This window comes from Puniceibacterium sediminis (genome assembly GCF_900188035.1).
Classification (GTDB): domain Bacteria; phylum Pseudomonadota; class Alphaproteobacteria; order Rhodobacterales; family Rhodobacteraceae; genus Puniceibacterium; species Puniceibacterium sediminis.
Genome location: NZ_FZNN01000007.1, coordinates 1 through 14,738, shown reverse-complemented (window position 1 = coordinate 14,738; position 14,738 = coordinate 1). Strand labels below are relative to the sequence as shown.

The following is a 14,738-nucleotide window of genomic DNA, read 5'->3' as shown; positions in this document are numbered from 1 at the left end:
AGACAAAGATTATGACAACTGACGTAAAAGTCCCCGATATCGGCGATTTCAAAGACGTTCCCGTGGTGACAATCCTGGTTTCGGTTGGTGACACCATCGCCAAGGAAGACGCCCTGATCGAGCTGGAATCCGACAAGGCGACGCTGGAAGTGCCGTCGCCCGCCGCCGGTGTGGTCAAGGAAATCAAGATCGCCGAAGGTGACAAGGTGTCCGAGGGCACGCTGATCATGGTGATCGAGGAAAGCGGTGCCAGCGCGGCCCCCGCCAAGGAAGAGGCCAAGGAAGCGCCGAAAGCCGAGGCCCCCGCGGCACCGGCCCCGGCCGCGGTCCCCGCGCCGGTGATGGATGCCGGGTTCTCACGCGTCCATGCCTCGCCTTCCGTGCGGGCCTATGCCCGTCGGGTCGAGGTTGACCTGAACAAGGTGAACGGATCGGGCCGCAAGGGCCGTATCCTGCGCGAAGACGTCGAAAAGGCGTTGAAGGCGCAGATCGTCCCTGCCGCCGCCAGCGGTGGTGCCGTGTCGGGTGGTATGGGAATTCCGCCTATCCCGGTGGTGGATTTCAGCAAATTCGGCCCTGTCGAAAACGTGGAAATGTCGCGGATCAAGAAGCTGTCCGGCCCCGCGCTGCACCGGTCGTGGCTGAACATCCCGCATGTGACCCACAACGAAGAGGCGGATATCACCGACCTCGACAAGTACCGCAAGGAGCTGGACACGCAGGCCAAGGACGAGGGTTACCGCGTTACCTTGCTGTCCTTCCTGGTCAAGGCGTCTGTGTCTGCGCTGAAAAAGCACTGGGAATTCAACAGCTCGATCCATCCCGATGGCGACAAGCTGATCAAGAAGGATTTCTACAACATCGGCTTTGCGGCGGATACGCCGAACGGGCTGATGGTGCCGGTGATCAAGGATGCGGACCGCAAGGGGATCGTCGAGATTTCCAAGGACCTGCAGGAATTGTCCAAGAAAGCCCGCGACGGCGTTCTAAAGGGCCCCGACATGCAGGGCGCGACGTTCACCATCTCTTCGCTTGGCGGGATCGGCGGGACGTCCTTTACCCCCATCGTGAACGCGCCCGAAGTGGCGATTCTGGGTCTGACCCGGTCCAAGATCGCGCCGGTCTGGAACGGCACCGAATTCGAGCCGCGCAACATGCTGCCGATGTCGCTGTCTTATGACCACCGCGCGGTCGATGGCGCGCTGGCGGCACGCTTTGCGGCGCATCTGAAATATCTGCTGGGCGATGCCCGGCGGCTGATGCTGTAAGGGGACCTGCGATATGGATATCAAAGTACCCGACATCGGTGATTTCAAGGACGTGCCGGTCGTCACCATTCTGGTGGCGGTCGGTGACACCGTCGCCAAGGAAGACGCGCTGATCGAGCTGGAATCCGACAAGGCGACGCTGGAAGTTCCATCGCCCGCCGCCGGCAAGGTCGTCGAGATCAAGGTGAAGGAAGGCGACAAGGTTTCCGAGGGCACCGTTATCATGGTGTTCGAGGGGGCCGAATCCGGCGATGCGCCTGCGGCCAAGGCCGAAGAGGCACCGAAGGAAGCGCCGAAATCTGTCGCGGCCACAGGATCGGCCACGGGCAAGGGCGATGTGCATGGCGAAGTGGTCGTTCTGGGCTCTGGTCCCGGCGGTTATACTGCGGCGTTTCGCGCGGCGGATCTGGGCAAGAGCGTTGTCCTGATCGAAAAGTACCCCGTGCTGGGCGGTGTCTGCCTGAACGTCGGCTGCATCCCGTCCAAGGCGCTGCTGCATGTGGCCAAGGTGATCACCGAAGCCGAAGAGATGAAGAGCCACGGGGTGAGTTTCTCCAAGCCCAAGGTCAATCTGGATGAGCTGCGCGGGTTCAAATCCGGCGTGGTCAGTCAGCTGACCGGTGGCCTGAGCGGCCTTGCCAAGGCGCGCAAGGTCAAGGTGGTTCAGGGCTATGGCCGCTTTACCGGGCCGAACATGATCGCGGTTGAAGGGGATGATGGATCGACCACCAAGGTGAGCTTTGATCAGTGCATCATCGCCGCCGGGTCCGAGCCGGTGAACCTGCCGTTCATCCCGCATGATGACGACCGGGTGATCGATTCGACCGGCGCGCTGGAACTGGCCGACATCCCCAAGCGGATGCTGGTGCTGGGCGGCGGTATCATCGGTCTGGAAATGGCCTGTGTTTACGACGCTTTGGGCAGCAAGATCACCGTGGTCGAGTTCATGGACCAGCTGATGCCGGGCGCGGACAAGGACATCGTGAAGCCGCTCCACACGCGGATCGCCGGGCGCTATGAAAACATCCTGCTCAAGACCAAGGTCAAGAATGTCGAGGCGCTCAAGAACGGCCTCAAGGTGACGTTCGAGGATGATAAGGGCGTGGAGACCACCGACACCTTTGACAAGGTGCTGGTGGCAGTGGGGCGCAGGCCCAATGGCAAGCTGATCGATGCGGGCGCTGCCGGTGTTGCGGTGGATGATCGCGGGTTTATCGCCGTGGACAAGCAGCAGCGTACCGGGGTGAACCATATCTTTGCCATCGGTGACGTGGTTGGCCAGCCGATGCTGGCACACAAGGCCGTGCACGAAGGCAAGGTTGCGGCCGAAGTCTGTGCCGGTGAAAAGCGGTTCTTTGATGCGCAGGTGATCCCCTCGGTCGCCTATACGGATCCCGAGGTCGCCTGGGTCGGCCTGACCGAGACCGAGGCCAAGGCCAAGGGTATCGCGTATGAAAAGGGTGTTTTCCCCTGGGCCGCATCGGGCCGAAGTCTGGCCAACGGGCGTTCGGAGGGTATCACCAAGGTGCTGTTCGACCCCGAAGACCAGCGCGTTATCGGCTGTTCCATCGTGGGCACCAATGCCGGCGATCTGATTTCCGAGGTGGCGCTGGCGATCGAGATGGGCGCGGATGCCGTCGATCTGGGGCATACGATTCACCCGCACCCGACCCTGTCGGAGACGGTGAACTTTGCCGCCGAGATGTATGAGGGCACGATCACCGACCTCATGCCACCGAAGAAGAAAAAGCACTGAGTTCTTCTGCTCATTGCAACCAGAAACGGGCCCGGTTGGGCCCGTTTTCATTTTGCGGACACCCGTCGGTGGCGGGCCATGTTTTTGAGGTAGGTCGGTCGTGGTGCGATCTGCGCTGGTTTTCTGACTGGAAGGCATCCTTGTCCGCCTTACATCATGCCTGTTGATGTGAATGGCGCAGTGTACGCGACGGGCCATGGGCCGGATCGCAATATTTGTGATGTCCGCGTTTTATCAGCACAAAGGCGGCGGTCGTACTGCCGGTAAGACTGCGTCAGGGAGACGACAAGACCATGCCATTTGAAGCCCGTGCCGCCGCGCCAAGAAAGATCGCCATAATTGGCGCCGGAATTTCGGGGATGGGGGCCGCGCATCTTTTGGCAGACGATCACCATGTCACGTTGTTCGAGTCCGAAGCGCGGCTGGGCGGACATGCCCGTACCAAAATGGCCGGAAAGCGGGGCGATCAGCCGGTTGATACAGGTTTCATCGTGTTCAACTATGCCAATTACCCGCATTTGGCGCAGCTGTTTTCGCGGCTGAATGTGCCCGTGGTGAAAAGCGACATGAGCTTTGGTGCTTCGCTGCGGGGGGGCGCACTGGAATACGGGCTGGCGTCGCTGGGGGCGCTTTTCGCGCAGAAGGGCAACGCGCTGAACCCCCGGTTTCTGGGTATGCTGCGGGATATTACCCGTTTTAACGCCCGGGCGTTGGAGGTTGCACAGGACCGGTCGCTGACGCTTGGCGCATTTCTTGAACGGTTGGGCACGGGTGATTGGTTTCGCGACTATTATCTGCTGCCGCTGTCGGGGGCGATCTGGTCGACTCCGCTGGAAAAGATCCTCGATTTTCCGGCGCATGCGTTGATCCAGTTCTTTGAAAACCACGCGCTGTTGCATCACAGGGGACAGCATCAGTGGTACACTGTTCGGGGTGGGTCCGTGGAATATGTCGACCGTCTGGGCGGTGAACTGGTGCGGCAGGGCGCGCGCCTGCGGCTTGGGTCGCGGATTGAGGGCGTGCGCCGTGTGGTGCAGGGTGTCGAGGTGCGGGCGCAGGGCGCTGAGTGGGAGGCGTTTGACGACGTGATCTTTGCCACCCATGCCGACGATTCACTGCGGCTGCTGGCAGATCCGACGGTGCCTGAGCGCAAGGCGCTGGGGGCTGTGAAATTTCAGCCGAACCGGATCGTTCTGCATGCCGACCCGGCGGTCATGCCGCGGCGCAGGGCCTGCTGGTCGTCGTGGAATTATACCGAGGACACCGGCAAGGAGATGAACCAGATCGATCTGAGTTACTGGATGAACAGGCTGCAACCGATCCCCGAGGATGATCCGCTGTTCGTGACGCTGAATTCGACGGGGGCGATCCGCGAAGAGTTGATCCATGACGAATGTGTGCTGCGCCATCCGGTCTATGATCTGGACATGCTGAATGCGCAGGAGCTGGTGCGGGACATGAACGGAACCGGGCATACATGGTTCTGCGGGGCCTGGATGCGCAATGGTTTTCACGAAGACGGACTGAGCAGTGCGGTGGACGTGGTCGATGCGATCCACGCGCGGGATGCGGTGTCGACAGCGGCATGACATCGGTCGAACATATCGCAGGGCAGACCTGTCATGGGCGCAAGGGGGCAGTTGAAAACGCCTTTCGCTATTCGATCGATTACGTGTTGCTGAATCCTGAAAGCCAGCCGCGCCTGCCGTTCCTGTTTCGCCGGAACGCCGCTGGTCTGACATCGCTGCACGACGTGGATCATGGTGGCCCGCCGAAACAGGGGCGCGGGGCACCCTGGGCGCGCGAGGTACTGGCGGCACATGGGGTGCCTGCAACGGGCAAGCTGCTGTTGCTGGCGCAGCCCCGCATGCTGGGCCATGTGTTCAACCCGGTGAGTTTCTGGCTGTGCCACGACAGTCGCGGGCAAATGGTTGCGGTGATCGCAGAGGTGTCCAACACCTTTGGCGACCGGCATTCCTATCTGTGCGTCAAGCCCGATCATTCAGGAATTCAGGCCGGGGATCGCCTGGGCGCGACAAAGGTTTTCCACGTTTCACCCTTTCAGCCGGTCGAGGGTGCGTATGTGTTTCGCTTTGATATCCGTGCCGACCGCATCGGCATCTGGATCGACTATACCGCCGGGAACGGCGGGCTGGTGGCGACGCTGACCGGCACGCGCCGACCGCTGACGAACCTTGGAATCCTGGGGTCGGCAGTGCGCCGACCATTGGGGGCGCGACGTGTGGTGGCGCTGATCCACTGGCAGGCGCTCAGGCTGTGGTGGAAGGGGGCGGGCTATCGTCGGCGTCCCGAACCCCCGGCGCGGGATGTATCACAATGAACGGCACGCTCAGAGCTTGCCGGTTGATGCGGATCATCGCCGTATCCAGCCGCACCATCGGCTTTTATGCCCGGGGTGCGGGCAATTTCGCACGCGCCTTGTGGACGCCCTGCCGACTTTGCGATTTGGTGCCCTATGTGTTGTAACGTGTTGCGCTGGTGTTGTTGTTCGTAGCCAGACGTAGGAGGACTGATCTGGTGGAACTGCTCGCCTATTTTCTGTGTGGTGCCTTGCTGGCGCTGTGTTTGTGCTGGCTGAAAATGCGCTATTTCGGGTTTACCGCGCAGAAACCGGCGGATTATGCGCATGGGTCGCAGACCTTTGACCTGCGGCGTCATCTGAACGGGCCGGTGCTGTGCGAGGGTGTGATCTATGGCCCGACGGGGCGCGTCACGTCCCGGTTTGTGGGCCATTTCGATGTGCGATGGGATGGCGACGTCGGAGTAATGGCCGAACGCTTTGAATACGACAGTGGAGACACTCAGGACCGCGAATGGCATCTGAGGCTGGGCGCGGACGGCAGGATCGATGCGACGGCAGAGGATGTGATCGGGACAGGGACCGGATGGCAAAGTGGCCCGAGCGTGCAGCTGCGGTATCGGATCAGGCTGCCCGAGGACGCGGGGGGCCATGTGCTGAGCGCGACGGATTGGATGTATCTTGCCCCGAACGGCACCATCATCAACCGGTCTCAGTTTCGCAAATATGGTTTCAAGGTTGCGGAACTGGTCGCAACGATGCGCCGGTTGGAGGAGCGGTGAGGCACCTGGAGCGGGTGGCGCTGCGGGGAGTCCGGCCAGGCCTCTGGTTTCCATTGTTTTATCGCAGGGCGCGGCCCTTGAGAATCGCATCGGGGCCGAAACGTGCGCGGATCGCATCTGTTGCGCGTTCCGCATGGGCGCGTTTCGCGGCATCCGGGTCAAGCAGGTCGGGGCTGCGGTCGGCGTCCTGCGCCGCGCAGAGGTCCGACAGCCCGGCACCGATCAGCCGGTAAGGCCCCTGATTCCCGACCTGATCGAACAGCCCGCGCGCGGTGCGATAGATCCGGTCGGCCATCTGCGTCGCATCCCGCAGCGCGATCCGGCGGGACAGCAGGGCAAAATTCGCGCGCTTGAGTTTCAGCGTCACGACGCGGCCCGCCAGATCCTTGGCCTTGGCGCGGTCGGCCACCTTTTCGCACATGCGCCACAGGTGTCCGTCCAGAAGATCGGGATCAGAGGTGTCTTCGTTGAAGGTTGTTTCGTTCGAGATCGATTTCATCGGGGAATCGCGTGACACCCGGCGCGTGTCGATCCCGCGCGCAAGATGCCAGAGCCGGTCACCCATCGACCCGAACCGCGCGCCCAGATCGCGGCGGTCCCAGCGCAGAAGATCATCGAATGTGCGGATGCCCGCGCGGTCGAGAGAGTCCTGACCCGAGGCACCCACGCCCCAGATCATGCGGACGGGTTTGGGGCGCAGAAACGCCTCGGTCTCGGCCACGCCGATCACCGAATACCCGTTCGGTTTGTCGAGGTCCGAGGCGATCTTGGCCAGGAATTTATTGTGCGACAGGCCAATGGAGCCGGTCAGGCCAAGTTCGTCACGCATGCGCCGGACCAGCCGGGCCAGCATGACTGCCGGGGGCGCACCGTGCAGGCGCTGGGTGCCGGAAAGGTCCAGAAAAGCCTCGTCCAGCGACAGGGGTTCGATCGACGGGGTCAGATCCTCCATCATTGCGCGGATGGCGCGCGAGGCTTCGACATAGGCGGACATGCGGGGTTTGACGATCACGGCATCGGGGCAAAGGGCCAGCGCCTTGAACATCGGCATGGCGGATCGGACGCCGCGGATGCGGGCGATGTAACAGGCGGTTGATACTACGCCGCGCCGTCCGCCGCCGATGATCACCGGCTTGTCGGCAAGTTCAGGATTGTCGCGTTTTTCGACCGAGGCATAGAAGGCGTCGCAATCCATATGCGCGATGGACAGATCCCAGAGTTCGGCGTGCTGTACGACCCGCGGGCTGCGGCAGGCCGGACAGCGCGTGGCGCCGTCGAACTGGGTCAGGCAATCACGGCAAAGGGCGGGCATGGATCGCAATCATCTGTTGGGATATGCAGCGTAATATAAAGCAGCTTTGAAAAGGACACCATGGTCATGCAGCAGGATGCGTTCACCGGCGCCAAATTGCTGCTGTATGTCGGTGCCAGTCTGCTGGTGATCCGGCGTGATCATACGCCGGGCATCCCGTTTCCGGGGTTTCTGGACTTTCCCGGTGGCGGGCGCGAAGGCGGTGAGGGTCCTGAGGATTGCGTGCTGCGCGAAACCTGGGAAGAGGTCGGTCTGAGCCTTGATCCCGTGCAACTGGTCTGGCGCAGTCCGCATGAGCCGGGTGGTGGCCCGCGCAGCTGGTTCTTTGCGGCGCATCTGGATGACAGCGTCGTGCAGGATGTGCGTTTCGGCGGGGAAGGGACCGGCTGGTCCCTGATGCCGCCAGATGAGTATCTGGATCGGGGGGACGCGATCCCGCATTTTCAACTCATGCTCAGGCGGTACGTCGCAACGCGCGAAGGGTGATTTTTAAGGGACGGCTTTAATCGCGCGAACAAAAAAGGGCCCCTGAACCGGGACAGGCGGTTCAGGGGCCCAGTGGGTCATGAGGTCGGGGATGGATGACCACTGACCGGCAGAAAACAGGAGTGAAGTGATCGTTCAGGCGGCGTCGTGTCCGATAAGGGCTTCGAACCAGCGCTGTAACGGCGGCATGGTATGCGCTGTATTTCTGCGGGTGATCACGCGGTGCGCTTCCAGACGTGCATGAAGGGCAAGGGGATCCCTGCGGCGGTCAAGGGCGTCCTGCCACAGGCTTTCGGTGACAACTTCGAAATCTTCGGAAAGCGGGGCGTGAAATTCGGCGGCGACCCGGACGCGCCCGGCCTTGGTGTGGAACGTCACCAGCGCCTCAAAGCTCTGTGTGGCGGCATTGTAGGTCACGTCGCCGATCTGCGTTCTGCTCGTCTGCATCTTGCACCTGTTCACCAATCCTCATGACGCGTTAACGCGCCATATCTGGAAAAGTTTCGCAGGCTTTGGTGTTCGAACGAACGCAGGCGCCGGGTTTTTGCCGTGCCCCCGGGGCTATGGCAGGGATTGCAGGATGGCCTGCGCCGCGGCGCGCGGATCGGCGGCCTGCACGATCGGTCTGCCAACGACGATGTGGTCTGCGCCATCCGTCAGGGCGCGATGCGGCGTCGCGATGCGTTTCTGATCACCGCTGTCGGCACCAAGGGGGCGCACGCCGGGTGTGACGATCAGCTTGCCCGCAGCTTGGGGCAGCGCGCGGATCAACGCGGCCTCGTTCGGGGAGGAGATGACACCGTCGGCGCCGGCCTCAAGTGCCCGTGCGGCGCGGGTGATCACCAGATCGCCAATGTCGCCGGGCTGGATCAGGCATTCGTCCAGATCCGCGCGGTCAAGCGAGGTCAGGATGGTGACGGCGAGGATCTTCATGTTTGACCCCGAGGCCCCTTCCATCGCGGCGCGTACCACATGCGGATCACCGTGCACGGTCAGAAAGTCGATATCGAACTGCGCAAGGCCGCGCACGGCACGTTCCACCGTCGCGCCGATATCGAAAAGCTTCATGTCCAGAAAGATGCGTTTTCCGTGTTCAAGCTTGAGTTCATTGGCTAGGGCCAGCCCGCCGCCTGTCAGCATGCCAAGACCGATCTTGTAGAAGGACACAGACGGCCCAAGCCGTTCGGCAAGCGACAGACCCGCCAGCGCGTTGGGCACATCAAGTGCAACGATCAGGCGGTCATCGCCAACGGATTGGGGTGTCTGGGCTGGGCTATTGGACATGGTCTGGCTCCGCTCTGGGGTTGACACGGATCAACGCCGGTCAGTTGTTCATGCGGTAAACGAAAGCATCAGCTGTTTCCAGACCAGAGCGGTTTGGACCCGTCGTGCACTTGGGGTGTGTCGCCAACAGTCAGAGCCATGGACGCGCCAGGCGAGCAACGCGCCCCGTCCTTTTTACGGCTCTGCACTCTTGTAGATCACCTGTGCGGTGCTCATATTTTAATCGAGGCCCCAAGAGGGATGTGCCGCCAGTCGGGCATCACGCGAACGGGGCGCTTTAACAAAGGAGAAGGCCCATGAACCTGGAGAAGTTCACGGAGCGGTCGCGCGGTTTTATTCAGGCTGCCCAGACCATTGCGATGCGGGAAGGCCATCAGCGGCTGAGCCCGGAACACGTTTTGAAGGCACTGCTGGACGATGATCAGGGGCTGGCGAGCAACCTTATCACCCGTGCAGGCGGCGCGCCCGAGCGTGTGAGGCAGGCCGTCGATACTGCCATGACCAAGATTCCAAAGATCAGCGGCGATACCGGTCAGGTGTACCTTGATTCCACAACCGGCAAGGTTCTGGACGAGGCAGAAAAGATTGCCAAGCAGGCCGGCGATTCATTCGTTCCTGTGGAACGTATCCTCATGGCTCTGGGCATGGTGAAGTCCCCCGCCAAGGACGCGCTTGAGGCCGGTGCGGTGACACCGCAAAAGCTGAACGAGGCGGTGAACGACATTCGCAAGGGTCGCACGGCCGATACCGCTTCGGCGGAAGAGGGTTATGATGCGCTGAAGAAGTATGCGCGCGATCTGACCGAGGCGGCAGAGCAGGGCAAGATCGACCCTATCATTGGCCGCGACGAAGAAATCCGCCGCACCATGCAGGTGCTGTCACGCCGGACCAAGAACAACCCTGTCCTGATCGGTGAGCCGGGCGTCGGTAAGACGGCGATTGCCGAGGGCCTTGCCCTGCGGATCATCAGTGGTGACGTGCCCGAATCCTTGCGCAACAAGCGTCTGATGGCGCTGGACATGGGGTCGCTGATTGCCGGTGCCAAGTATCGTGGTGAGTTCGAGGAGCGTCTGAAGGCGATCCTGAACGAGGTCACGGCGGCGGCGGGCGAAGTCATCCTGTTCATTGACGAGATGCACACGCTGGTTGGCGCGGGCAAGGCGGATGGCGCGATGGATGCGTCCAACCTGCTGAAACCGGCGCTGGCGCGGGGCGAATTGCACTGTATCGGTGCGACGACCCTGGAAGAGTACCGCAAGCACGTGGAAAAGGACGCGGCCCTGGCCCGTCGTTTCCAGCCTGTGGTGGTCGATGAACCGACGGTCGAGGATACGATCAGCATCCTGCGCGGGATCAAGGAAAAGTACGAGTTGCACCATGGTGTGCGGATCTCGGACTCGGCTCTTGTTGCGGCGGCGACGCTGTCGCACCGCTATATCACCGACCGGTTCCTGCCGGACAAGGCGATTGACCTGATGGACGAGGCGGCAAGCCGTCTGCGCATGGAGGTGGATTCCAAGCCCGAAGAGCTGGATCAGCTGGACCGCAACATCCTGCAAATGCAGATCGAGCAGGAGGCGCTGAAGAAAGAGGACGATCAGGCCAGCAAGGACCGGCTTGAGAAGCTTCAGTTGGAGTTGGCCGAGGTGCAGGAGCGCGCCGCGGAGATGACCGCCAAATGGCAGGCCGAGCGTGACAAGCTGGGCGCGGCCCGTGAGCTGAAGGAACAGCTGGACCATGCCCGCGCCGAGCTTGAGATCGCAAAGCGTGAAAGCAATCTGGCCCGTGCCGGTGAGCTGTCCTATGGCGTGATCCCGCAGCTGGAAAAGCAGCTGGGCGAGGCGGAAGAGGCCGAAGGCGACCTGATGGTCGAAGAGGCCGTGCGCCCGGATCAGATCGCACAGGTGGTCGAACGCTGGACCGGTATTCCGACAAGCCGGATGCTGGAAGGCGAACGGGAAAAGCTGCTCCGGATGGAAGAAGGTCTGCACAAGCGGGTCATCGGTCAGGACCGTGCGGTCCATGCCGTGGCAAATGCGGTGCGCCGTGCCCGTGCCGGTCTGAACGACGAGAACCGCCCGCTTGGGTCGTTCCTGTTCCTTGGACCGACAGGTGTGGGTAAGACCGAGCTGACCAAGGCGGTGGCCGAGTTCCTGTTTGACGACGACAACGCCATGGTGCGGATCGACATGTCCGAGTTCATGGAGAAGCACGCTGTGTCCCGTCTGATCGGTGCCCCTCCGGGCTATGTCGGTTATGACGAAGGCGGTGTGCTGACCGAGGCCGTGCGGCGGCGTCCATATCAGGTGGTGCTGTTCGACGAGGTCGAAAAGGCGCACCCGGACGTGTTCAACGTGCTGTTGCAGGTGCTGGACGACGGTGTGCTGACCGATGGTCAAGGCCGCACCGTGGATTTCAAGCAGACGCTGATCATCCTGACCAGCAACCTTGGATCCCAGGCGCTGAGCCAACTGCCCGAGGGCGCGGATTCCGCCGGAGCCCACCGCGACGTGATGGACGCAGTACGCGGGCACTTCCGGCCCGAGTTCCTGAACCGTCTTGACGAGACGATCATCTTTGACCGGCTCAACCGGGAAGACATGACCGGCATCGTGACGATCCAGATGGCCCGGCTGCTGAAACGTCTGGCTGCCCGCAAGGTGCAGCTTGAACTGGACGAGGCGGCGCTGAAGTGGCTTGCCGACGAAGGCTATGATCCGGTGTTTGGTGCACGGCCGCTCAAGCGGGTGATCCAGCGGGCGTTGCAGGATCCGCTGGCCGAGATGCTGCTGGCCGGGGATATCAGCGACGGCGATCTGGTACCGGTCAGTGCCGGGGTCGACGGGTTGATCATCGGGGATCGTATAGCGGCTTCAAACCGCCCGCGTCCCGACGATGCCGTGGTTCACTAAGGTGGTCTGATAGGCATGAAAAGGCCCGCCAATACGGCGGGCCTTTTTGCATTTGGGGTGGCCGCGTTCGTCTGGCCGATACCTCTGGCCGTCTGGATTTACTCCAGCCCGATTGCAGCCCTTGCGATGCCGTCCAATAGCGTTTCGACCTCTTTCATCTCACCGTCAGGAAAGCTGCGGAAGCCGATGGTGGTGGTGTCGGGCGTGTCGGGGCGCGTCATGACAAAGATATCATAGGGGCAGAAGCGGATGTTCATCGGGTCCGCCTCCATCACCTTGCGCGATAGGGCTGCCGAGCAGAAGCTGTAGACATTGGCGTCCTGGAACAGGACCACATCCGAGCCGACATCGCCGCGTGTACGTTCCAGCATCTCGCCGACGCGGCTGACGTGGTCGATGACCAGACCCCGATCCACGATCGCGCTTTCCAACCCAAAGGTCACGTCATCAAAGCTTTGATCCGTATCATAGGTCACGACGTCCTGTGCCAATGCGGGTGCTGCTACCAGTGTCAGCGCCAGAATGAACTTTTTCATCATCACTTCCTCCCTGTGACTGTGCCGGGCAGTGTAGACCGGTGTGGGCAACTAGCAAAGCCTGCGTGTGACGGATCAAACGCAGGGCGCGTGCCCCAAACGTTTCAGTCGCGGCACGCCAACGTGAGACGATGTGGTTTGGAGAATGTCAGAGCGTCCCATAAGTCATGTCAGGCGCAACGAGGAGAGCCCGATGGCATACCGCTGGAAAAACGATCTGACCCACGCCGACGTGACCCCGAAGGGGCTGTTCCTGAACCGCCGCCAGATCATCGCTGGTCTGGGTGCCGGGGCGATCCTTGGCGCCACCGGTACGCGCGCCATGGCGCAGGAGGCGCTGAAGCCGAACAGCTATGAAGAGATCACCACCTACAACAACTATTACGAGTTCGGCACCGGCAAGGACGATCCGGCGCGCTATGCCGATGCGCTGACCACCGCGCCCTGGTCGGTCACGATCGACGGTCTGGTCGACAACCCCGGCGAATTTTCGATGGAGGATATTCTGGCCAGGATGACCATCGAGGAACGCATCTACCGGTTCCGCTGTGTCGAGGCCTGGTCGATGGTGGTGCCGTGGAACGGGTTTGAACTCTCGGATCTGCTGAACATGGCCGGTGTACAATCATCTGCCAAATACGTGGCGTTTGAAACGGCGCTGCGGCCGGACGAAATGCCGGGGGTCGCCTATCGTGTGCTCGACTGGCCCTATGTCGAAGGGCTGCGGCTGGACGAGGCGATGCATCCGCTGACGATCATGGCGACGGGGATCTATGACAAGCCGATCCCGAACCAGAACGGCGCGCCGCTGCGGCTGGTGGTGCCGTGGAAGTATGGCTTCAAGTCGATCAAGTCGATCGTGCGGATCACGCTGACAGACACCCAACCGGGGACCAGCTGGAACAAGGCGGGGCCGAACGAATACGGGTTTTACAGCAACGTGAACCCAACCGTGGATCACCCGCGCTGGAGCCAGGCGACGGAGCGTCGCGTGGGTGGCGGGCTGTTCGCGGGACGCGAGCCGACCCTGATGTTCAATGGCTACGAAGAGGTGGCGAACCTCTATACCGGCATGGATCTGGCCGAGAACTTCTGATGGATTTTGTGACCCCCATAAACAGTGCCGCGCGCAGGGTCCCCATATGGCCCCTATATATACTGTGTGCGTTGCCGCCGTTCTGGTTCCTGTATCAGGGGCTGACCGGGGGGCTTGGGGTCGAGCCGATCAAGGCGCTGGAACACCGTCTGGGAGAGTTGGCGCTACAGTTCCTTGTGGCGGGTCTGGCGATCACCCCGCTGCGCCGCCACCTTGGGGTGAACCTGATCCGGTTCCGCCGGATGGTGGGGTTGGCCGCCTTTTACTATGTGGCGCTGCATCTGCTGGTCTGGCTGGTGCTGGATGTGCAGATCCTTGGCCAGATCTGGGCTGACATACTAAAGAGGCCCTATATTACCGTGGGCATGGCGGGCTTCGTGCTTTTGCTCCCGCTTGCTGTCACCTCGAACGCATGGTCGATCCGCAAGCTGGGTCCAAAGTGGCGGCAGCTGCACAAGCTGGTTTACCCGGCAGTGCTGCTGGGGGCCTTGCACTTTGTCATGCTGGTCAAAGGATTTCAGATCGAGCCGCTGCTTTATATGGGCGCGATTCTGATGCTGCTGGCGCTGCGATTCAAACCGGCGCGGCGCAGACAGTTTGTTTGATTCCCCTCAGCCTCGGTCAGAATCATAAAAAATCGCCCTTCGGGGCGATTTTTGCGTCTCTGGGTCTGTCTGATGGACCGATTCCTCTTTGCGATTCCTCTAACGGCCAAAGCTGCCCTTGGGGTAGTGTGTGGATAAGGCTGTGTGTAACACCATATCTAGGAGCGCTGGATGCTGCAGTGCGGAAGGAAGTTGCTTAGTGTTGGTGTGTTTTGGGAATTATTGGCAATTAAATTGTTGATTTTATGTGGAAATCTGGATTTTTGAAAAAACTATGACATCTATGGAAAAAAGCGCTTGCGGGTTTTGTGTAGTAACCGTAGAACCCCCCTCACCGGCGGCGCTGAGGCGCTAACGGGACGCCAGACGGGGCGGACGGGA

At 61.4% G+C, this 14,738-nt stretch carries 13 protein-coding genes; 9 read left to right on the top strand and 4 right to left on the bottom strand.

What is annotated here, in order from left to right:
* Positions 1 to 11 precede the first annotated feature (11 nt).
* The 5 genes from aceF (at position 12) to CHB75_RS09205 (ending at position 6,126) form a co-directional block, all read left to right on the top strand.
* Positions 12 to 1,268, top strand: a complete 1,257-nt coding sequence (gene aceF, locus CHB75_RS09225) for a dihydrolipoyllysine-residue acetyltransferase (RefSeq protein ID WP_245840851.1) — start codon at positions 12 to 14, stop codon at positions 1,266 to 1,268.
* Between the two features lie 13 nt (positions 1,269 to 1,281).
* On the top strand, positions 1,282 to 3,024 hold the full coding sequence (lpdA, locus tag CHB75_RS09220) for a dihydrolipoyl dehydrogenase (RefSeq protein ID WP_089270260.1): 1,743 nt from the start codon (positions 1,282 to 1,284) through the stop codon (positions 3,022 to 3,024).
* A 293-nt stretch (positions 3,025 to 3,317) separates the two neighbouring features.
* Positions 3,318 to 4,613, top strand: coding sequence for an NAD(P)/FAD-dependent oxidoreductase (locus tag CHB75_RS09215; protein ID WP_089270259.1), 1,296 nt, complete (start codon positions 3,318 to 3,320; stop codon positions 4,611 to 4,613).
* Positions 4,610 to 5,365: a DUF1365 domain-containing protein gene (locus CHB75_RS09210; RefSeq protein WP_089270258.1), complete on the top strand. Its 756-nt coding sequence runs from the start codon at positions 4,610 to 4,612 to the stop codon at positions 5,363 to 5,365. Before CHB75_RS09215 ends, CHB75_RS09210 begins: the two co-directional genes overlap by 4 nt.
* Positions 5,366 to 5,562: 197 nt before the next feature.
* On the top strand, positions 5,563 to 6,126 hold the full coding sequence (locus tag CHB75_RS09205) for a DUF3833 family protein (protein WP_245840849.1): 564 nt from the start codon (positions 5,563 to 5,565) through the stop codon (positions 6,124 to 6,126).
* Positions 6,127 to 6,184: 58 nt separating this feature from the next.
* Here the strand turns inward: CHB75_RS09205 and CHB75_RS09200 are convergent, their stop codons facing one another.
* Entirely contained in the window at positions 6,185 to 7,438 is a 1,254-nt protein-coding gene (locus CHB75_RS09200) for a DNA polymerase IV (protein ID WP_089270257.1), read from the bottom strand.
* A gap of 66 nt (positions 7,439 to 7,504) precedes the next feature.
* On the opposite strand from CHB75_RS09200, the gene CHB75_RS09195 reads away from it, so the two are divergent.
* Positions 7,505 to 7,924: an NUDIX domain-containing protein gene (locus CHB75_RS09195; protein ID WP_089270410.1), complete on the top strand. Its 420-nt coding sequence runs from the start codon at positions 7,505 to 7,507 to the stop codon at positions 7,922 to 7,924.
* A 135-nt stretch (positions 7,925 to 8,059) separates the two neighbouring features.
* On the opposite strand, the gene CHB75_RS09190 is transcribed toward CHB75_RS09195, so the two are convergent.
* Together CHB75_RS09190 and pyrF are read right to left on the bottom strand one after the other, a co-directional pair.
* Complete coding sequence (locus CHB75_RS09190; protein ID WP_089270256.1) at positions 8,060 to 8,371, bottom strand: hypothetical protein; 312 nt, start codon at positions 8,369 to 8,371, stop codon at positions 8,060 to 8,062.
* Positions 8,372 to 8,485: 114 nt separating this feature from the next.
* A complete protein-coding gene (gene pyrF / locus CHB75_RS09185) occupies positions 8,486 to 9,208 on the bottom strand; it encodes an orotidine-5'-phosphate decarboxylase (RefSeq protein ID WP_089270255.1) in 723 nt (240 codons plus the stop codon).
* 296 nt (positions 9,209 to 9,504) lie between these two features.
* Between pyrF and clpB the strand changes: the two genes are divergently transcribed.
* The gene (clpB, locus tag CHB75_RS09180; protein ID WP_089270254.1) at positions 9,505 to 12,120 is read left to right on the top strand and encodes an ATP-dependent chaperone ClpB; all 2,616 of its coding nucleotides are present in this window, start codon (positions 9,505 to 9,507) and stop codon (positions 12,118 to 12,120) included.
* 98 nt (positions 12,121 to 12,218) lie between these two features.
* Here clpB and CHB75_RS09175 read toward each other — a convergent pair whose 3' ends face one another.
* Positions 12,219 to 12,656: a DUF302 domain-containing protein gene (locus CHB75_RS09175; protein WP_089270409.1), complete on the bottom strand. Its 438-nt coding sequence runs from the start codon at positions 12,654 to 12,656 to the stop codon at positions 12,219 to 12,221.
* 193 nt (positions 12,657 to 12,849) lie between these two features.
* On the opposite strand from CHB75_RS09175, the gene msrP reads away from it, so the two are divergent.
* Positions 12,850 to 13,752 carry a protein-methionine-sulfoxide reductase catalytic subunit MsrP gene (gene msrP / locus CHB75_RS09170; protein ID WP_089270253.1) on the top strand — a complete coding sequence of 301 codons (903 nt, stop codon included), beginning with the start codon at positions 12,850 to 12,852 and terminating at the stop codon, positions 13,750 to 13,752.
* Positions 13,752 to 14,357, top strand: coding sequence for a protein-methionine-sulfoxide reductase heme-binding subunit MsrQ (gene msrQ / locus CHB75_RS09165; RefSeq protein WP_089270252.1), 606 nt, complete (start codon positions 13,752 to 13,754; stop codon positions 14,355 to 14,357). Before msrP ends, msrQ begins: the two co-directional genes overlap by 1 nt.
* Positions 14,358 to 14,738: the final 381 nt, after the last annotated feature.

Coding starts and splice junctions, on each gene's coding strand:
- aceF (WP_245840851.1), top strand. CDS start 12: ATGACAACTGACGTAAAAGTCCCCGATATCGGCGATTTCAAAGACGTT.
- lpdA (WP_089270260.1), top strand. CDS start 1,282: ATGGATATCAAAGTACCCGACATCGGTGATTTCAAGGACGTGCCGGTC.
- CHB75_RS09215 (WP_089270259.1), top strand. CDS start 3,318: ATGCCATTTGAAGCCCGTGCCGCCGCGCCAAGAAAGATCGCCATAATT.
- CHB75_RS09210 (WP_089270258.1), top strand. CDS start 4,610: ATGACATCGGTCGAACATATCGCAGGGCAGACCTGTCATGGGCGCAAG.
- CHB75_RS09200 (WP_089270257.1), bottom strand. CDS start 7,438: ATGCCCGCCCTTTGCCGTGATTGCCTGACCCAGTTCGACGGCGCCACG.
- CHB75_RS09195 (WP_089270410.1), top strand. CDS start 7,505: ATGCAGCAGGATGCGTTCACCGGCGCCAAATTGCTGCTGTATGTCGGT.
- CHB75_RS09190 (WP_089270256.1), bottom strand. CDS start 8,371: ATGCAGACGAGCAGAACGCAGATCGGCGACGTGACCTACAATGCCGCC.
- pyrF (WP_089270255.1), bottom strand. CDS start 9,208: ATGTCCAATAGCCCAGCCCAGACACCCCAATCCGTTGGCGATGACCGC.
- clpB (WP_089270254.1), top strand. CDS start 9,505: ATGAACCTGGAGAAGTTCACGGAGCGGTCGCGCGGTTTTATTCAGGCT.
- CHB75_RS09175 (WP_089270409.1), bottom strand. CDS start 12,656: ATGAAAAAGTTCATTCTGGCGCTGACACTGGTAGCAGCACCCGCATTG.
- msrP (WP_089270253.1), top strand. CDS start 12,850: ATGGCATACCGCTGGAAAAACGATCTGACCCACGCCGACGTGACCCCG.
- msrQ (WP_089270252.1), top strand. CDS start 13,752: ATGGATTTTGTGACCCCCATAAACAGTGCCGCGCGCAGGGTCCCCATA.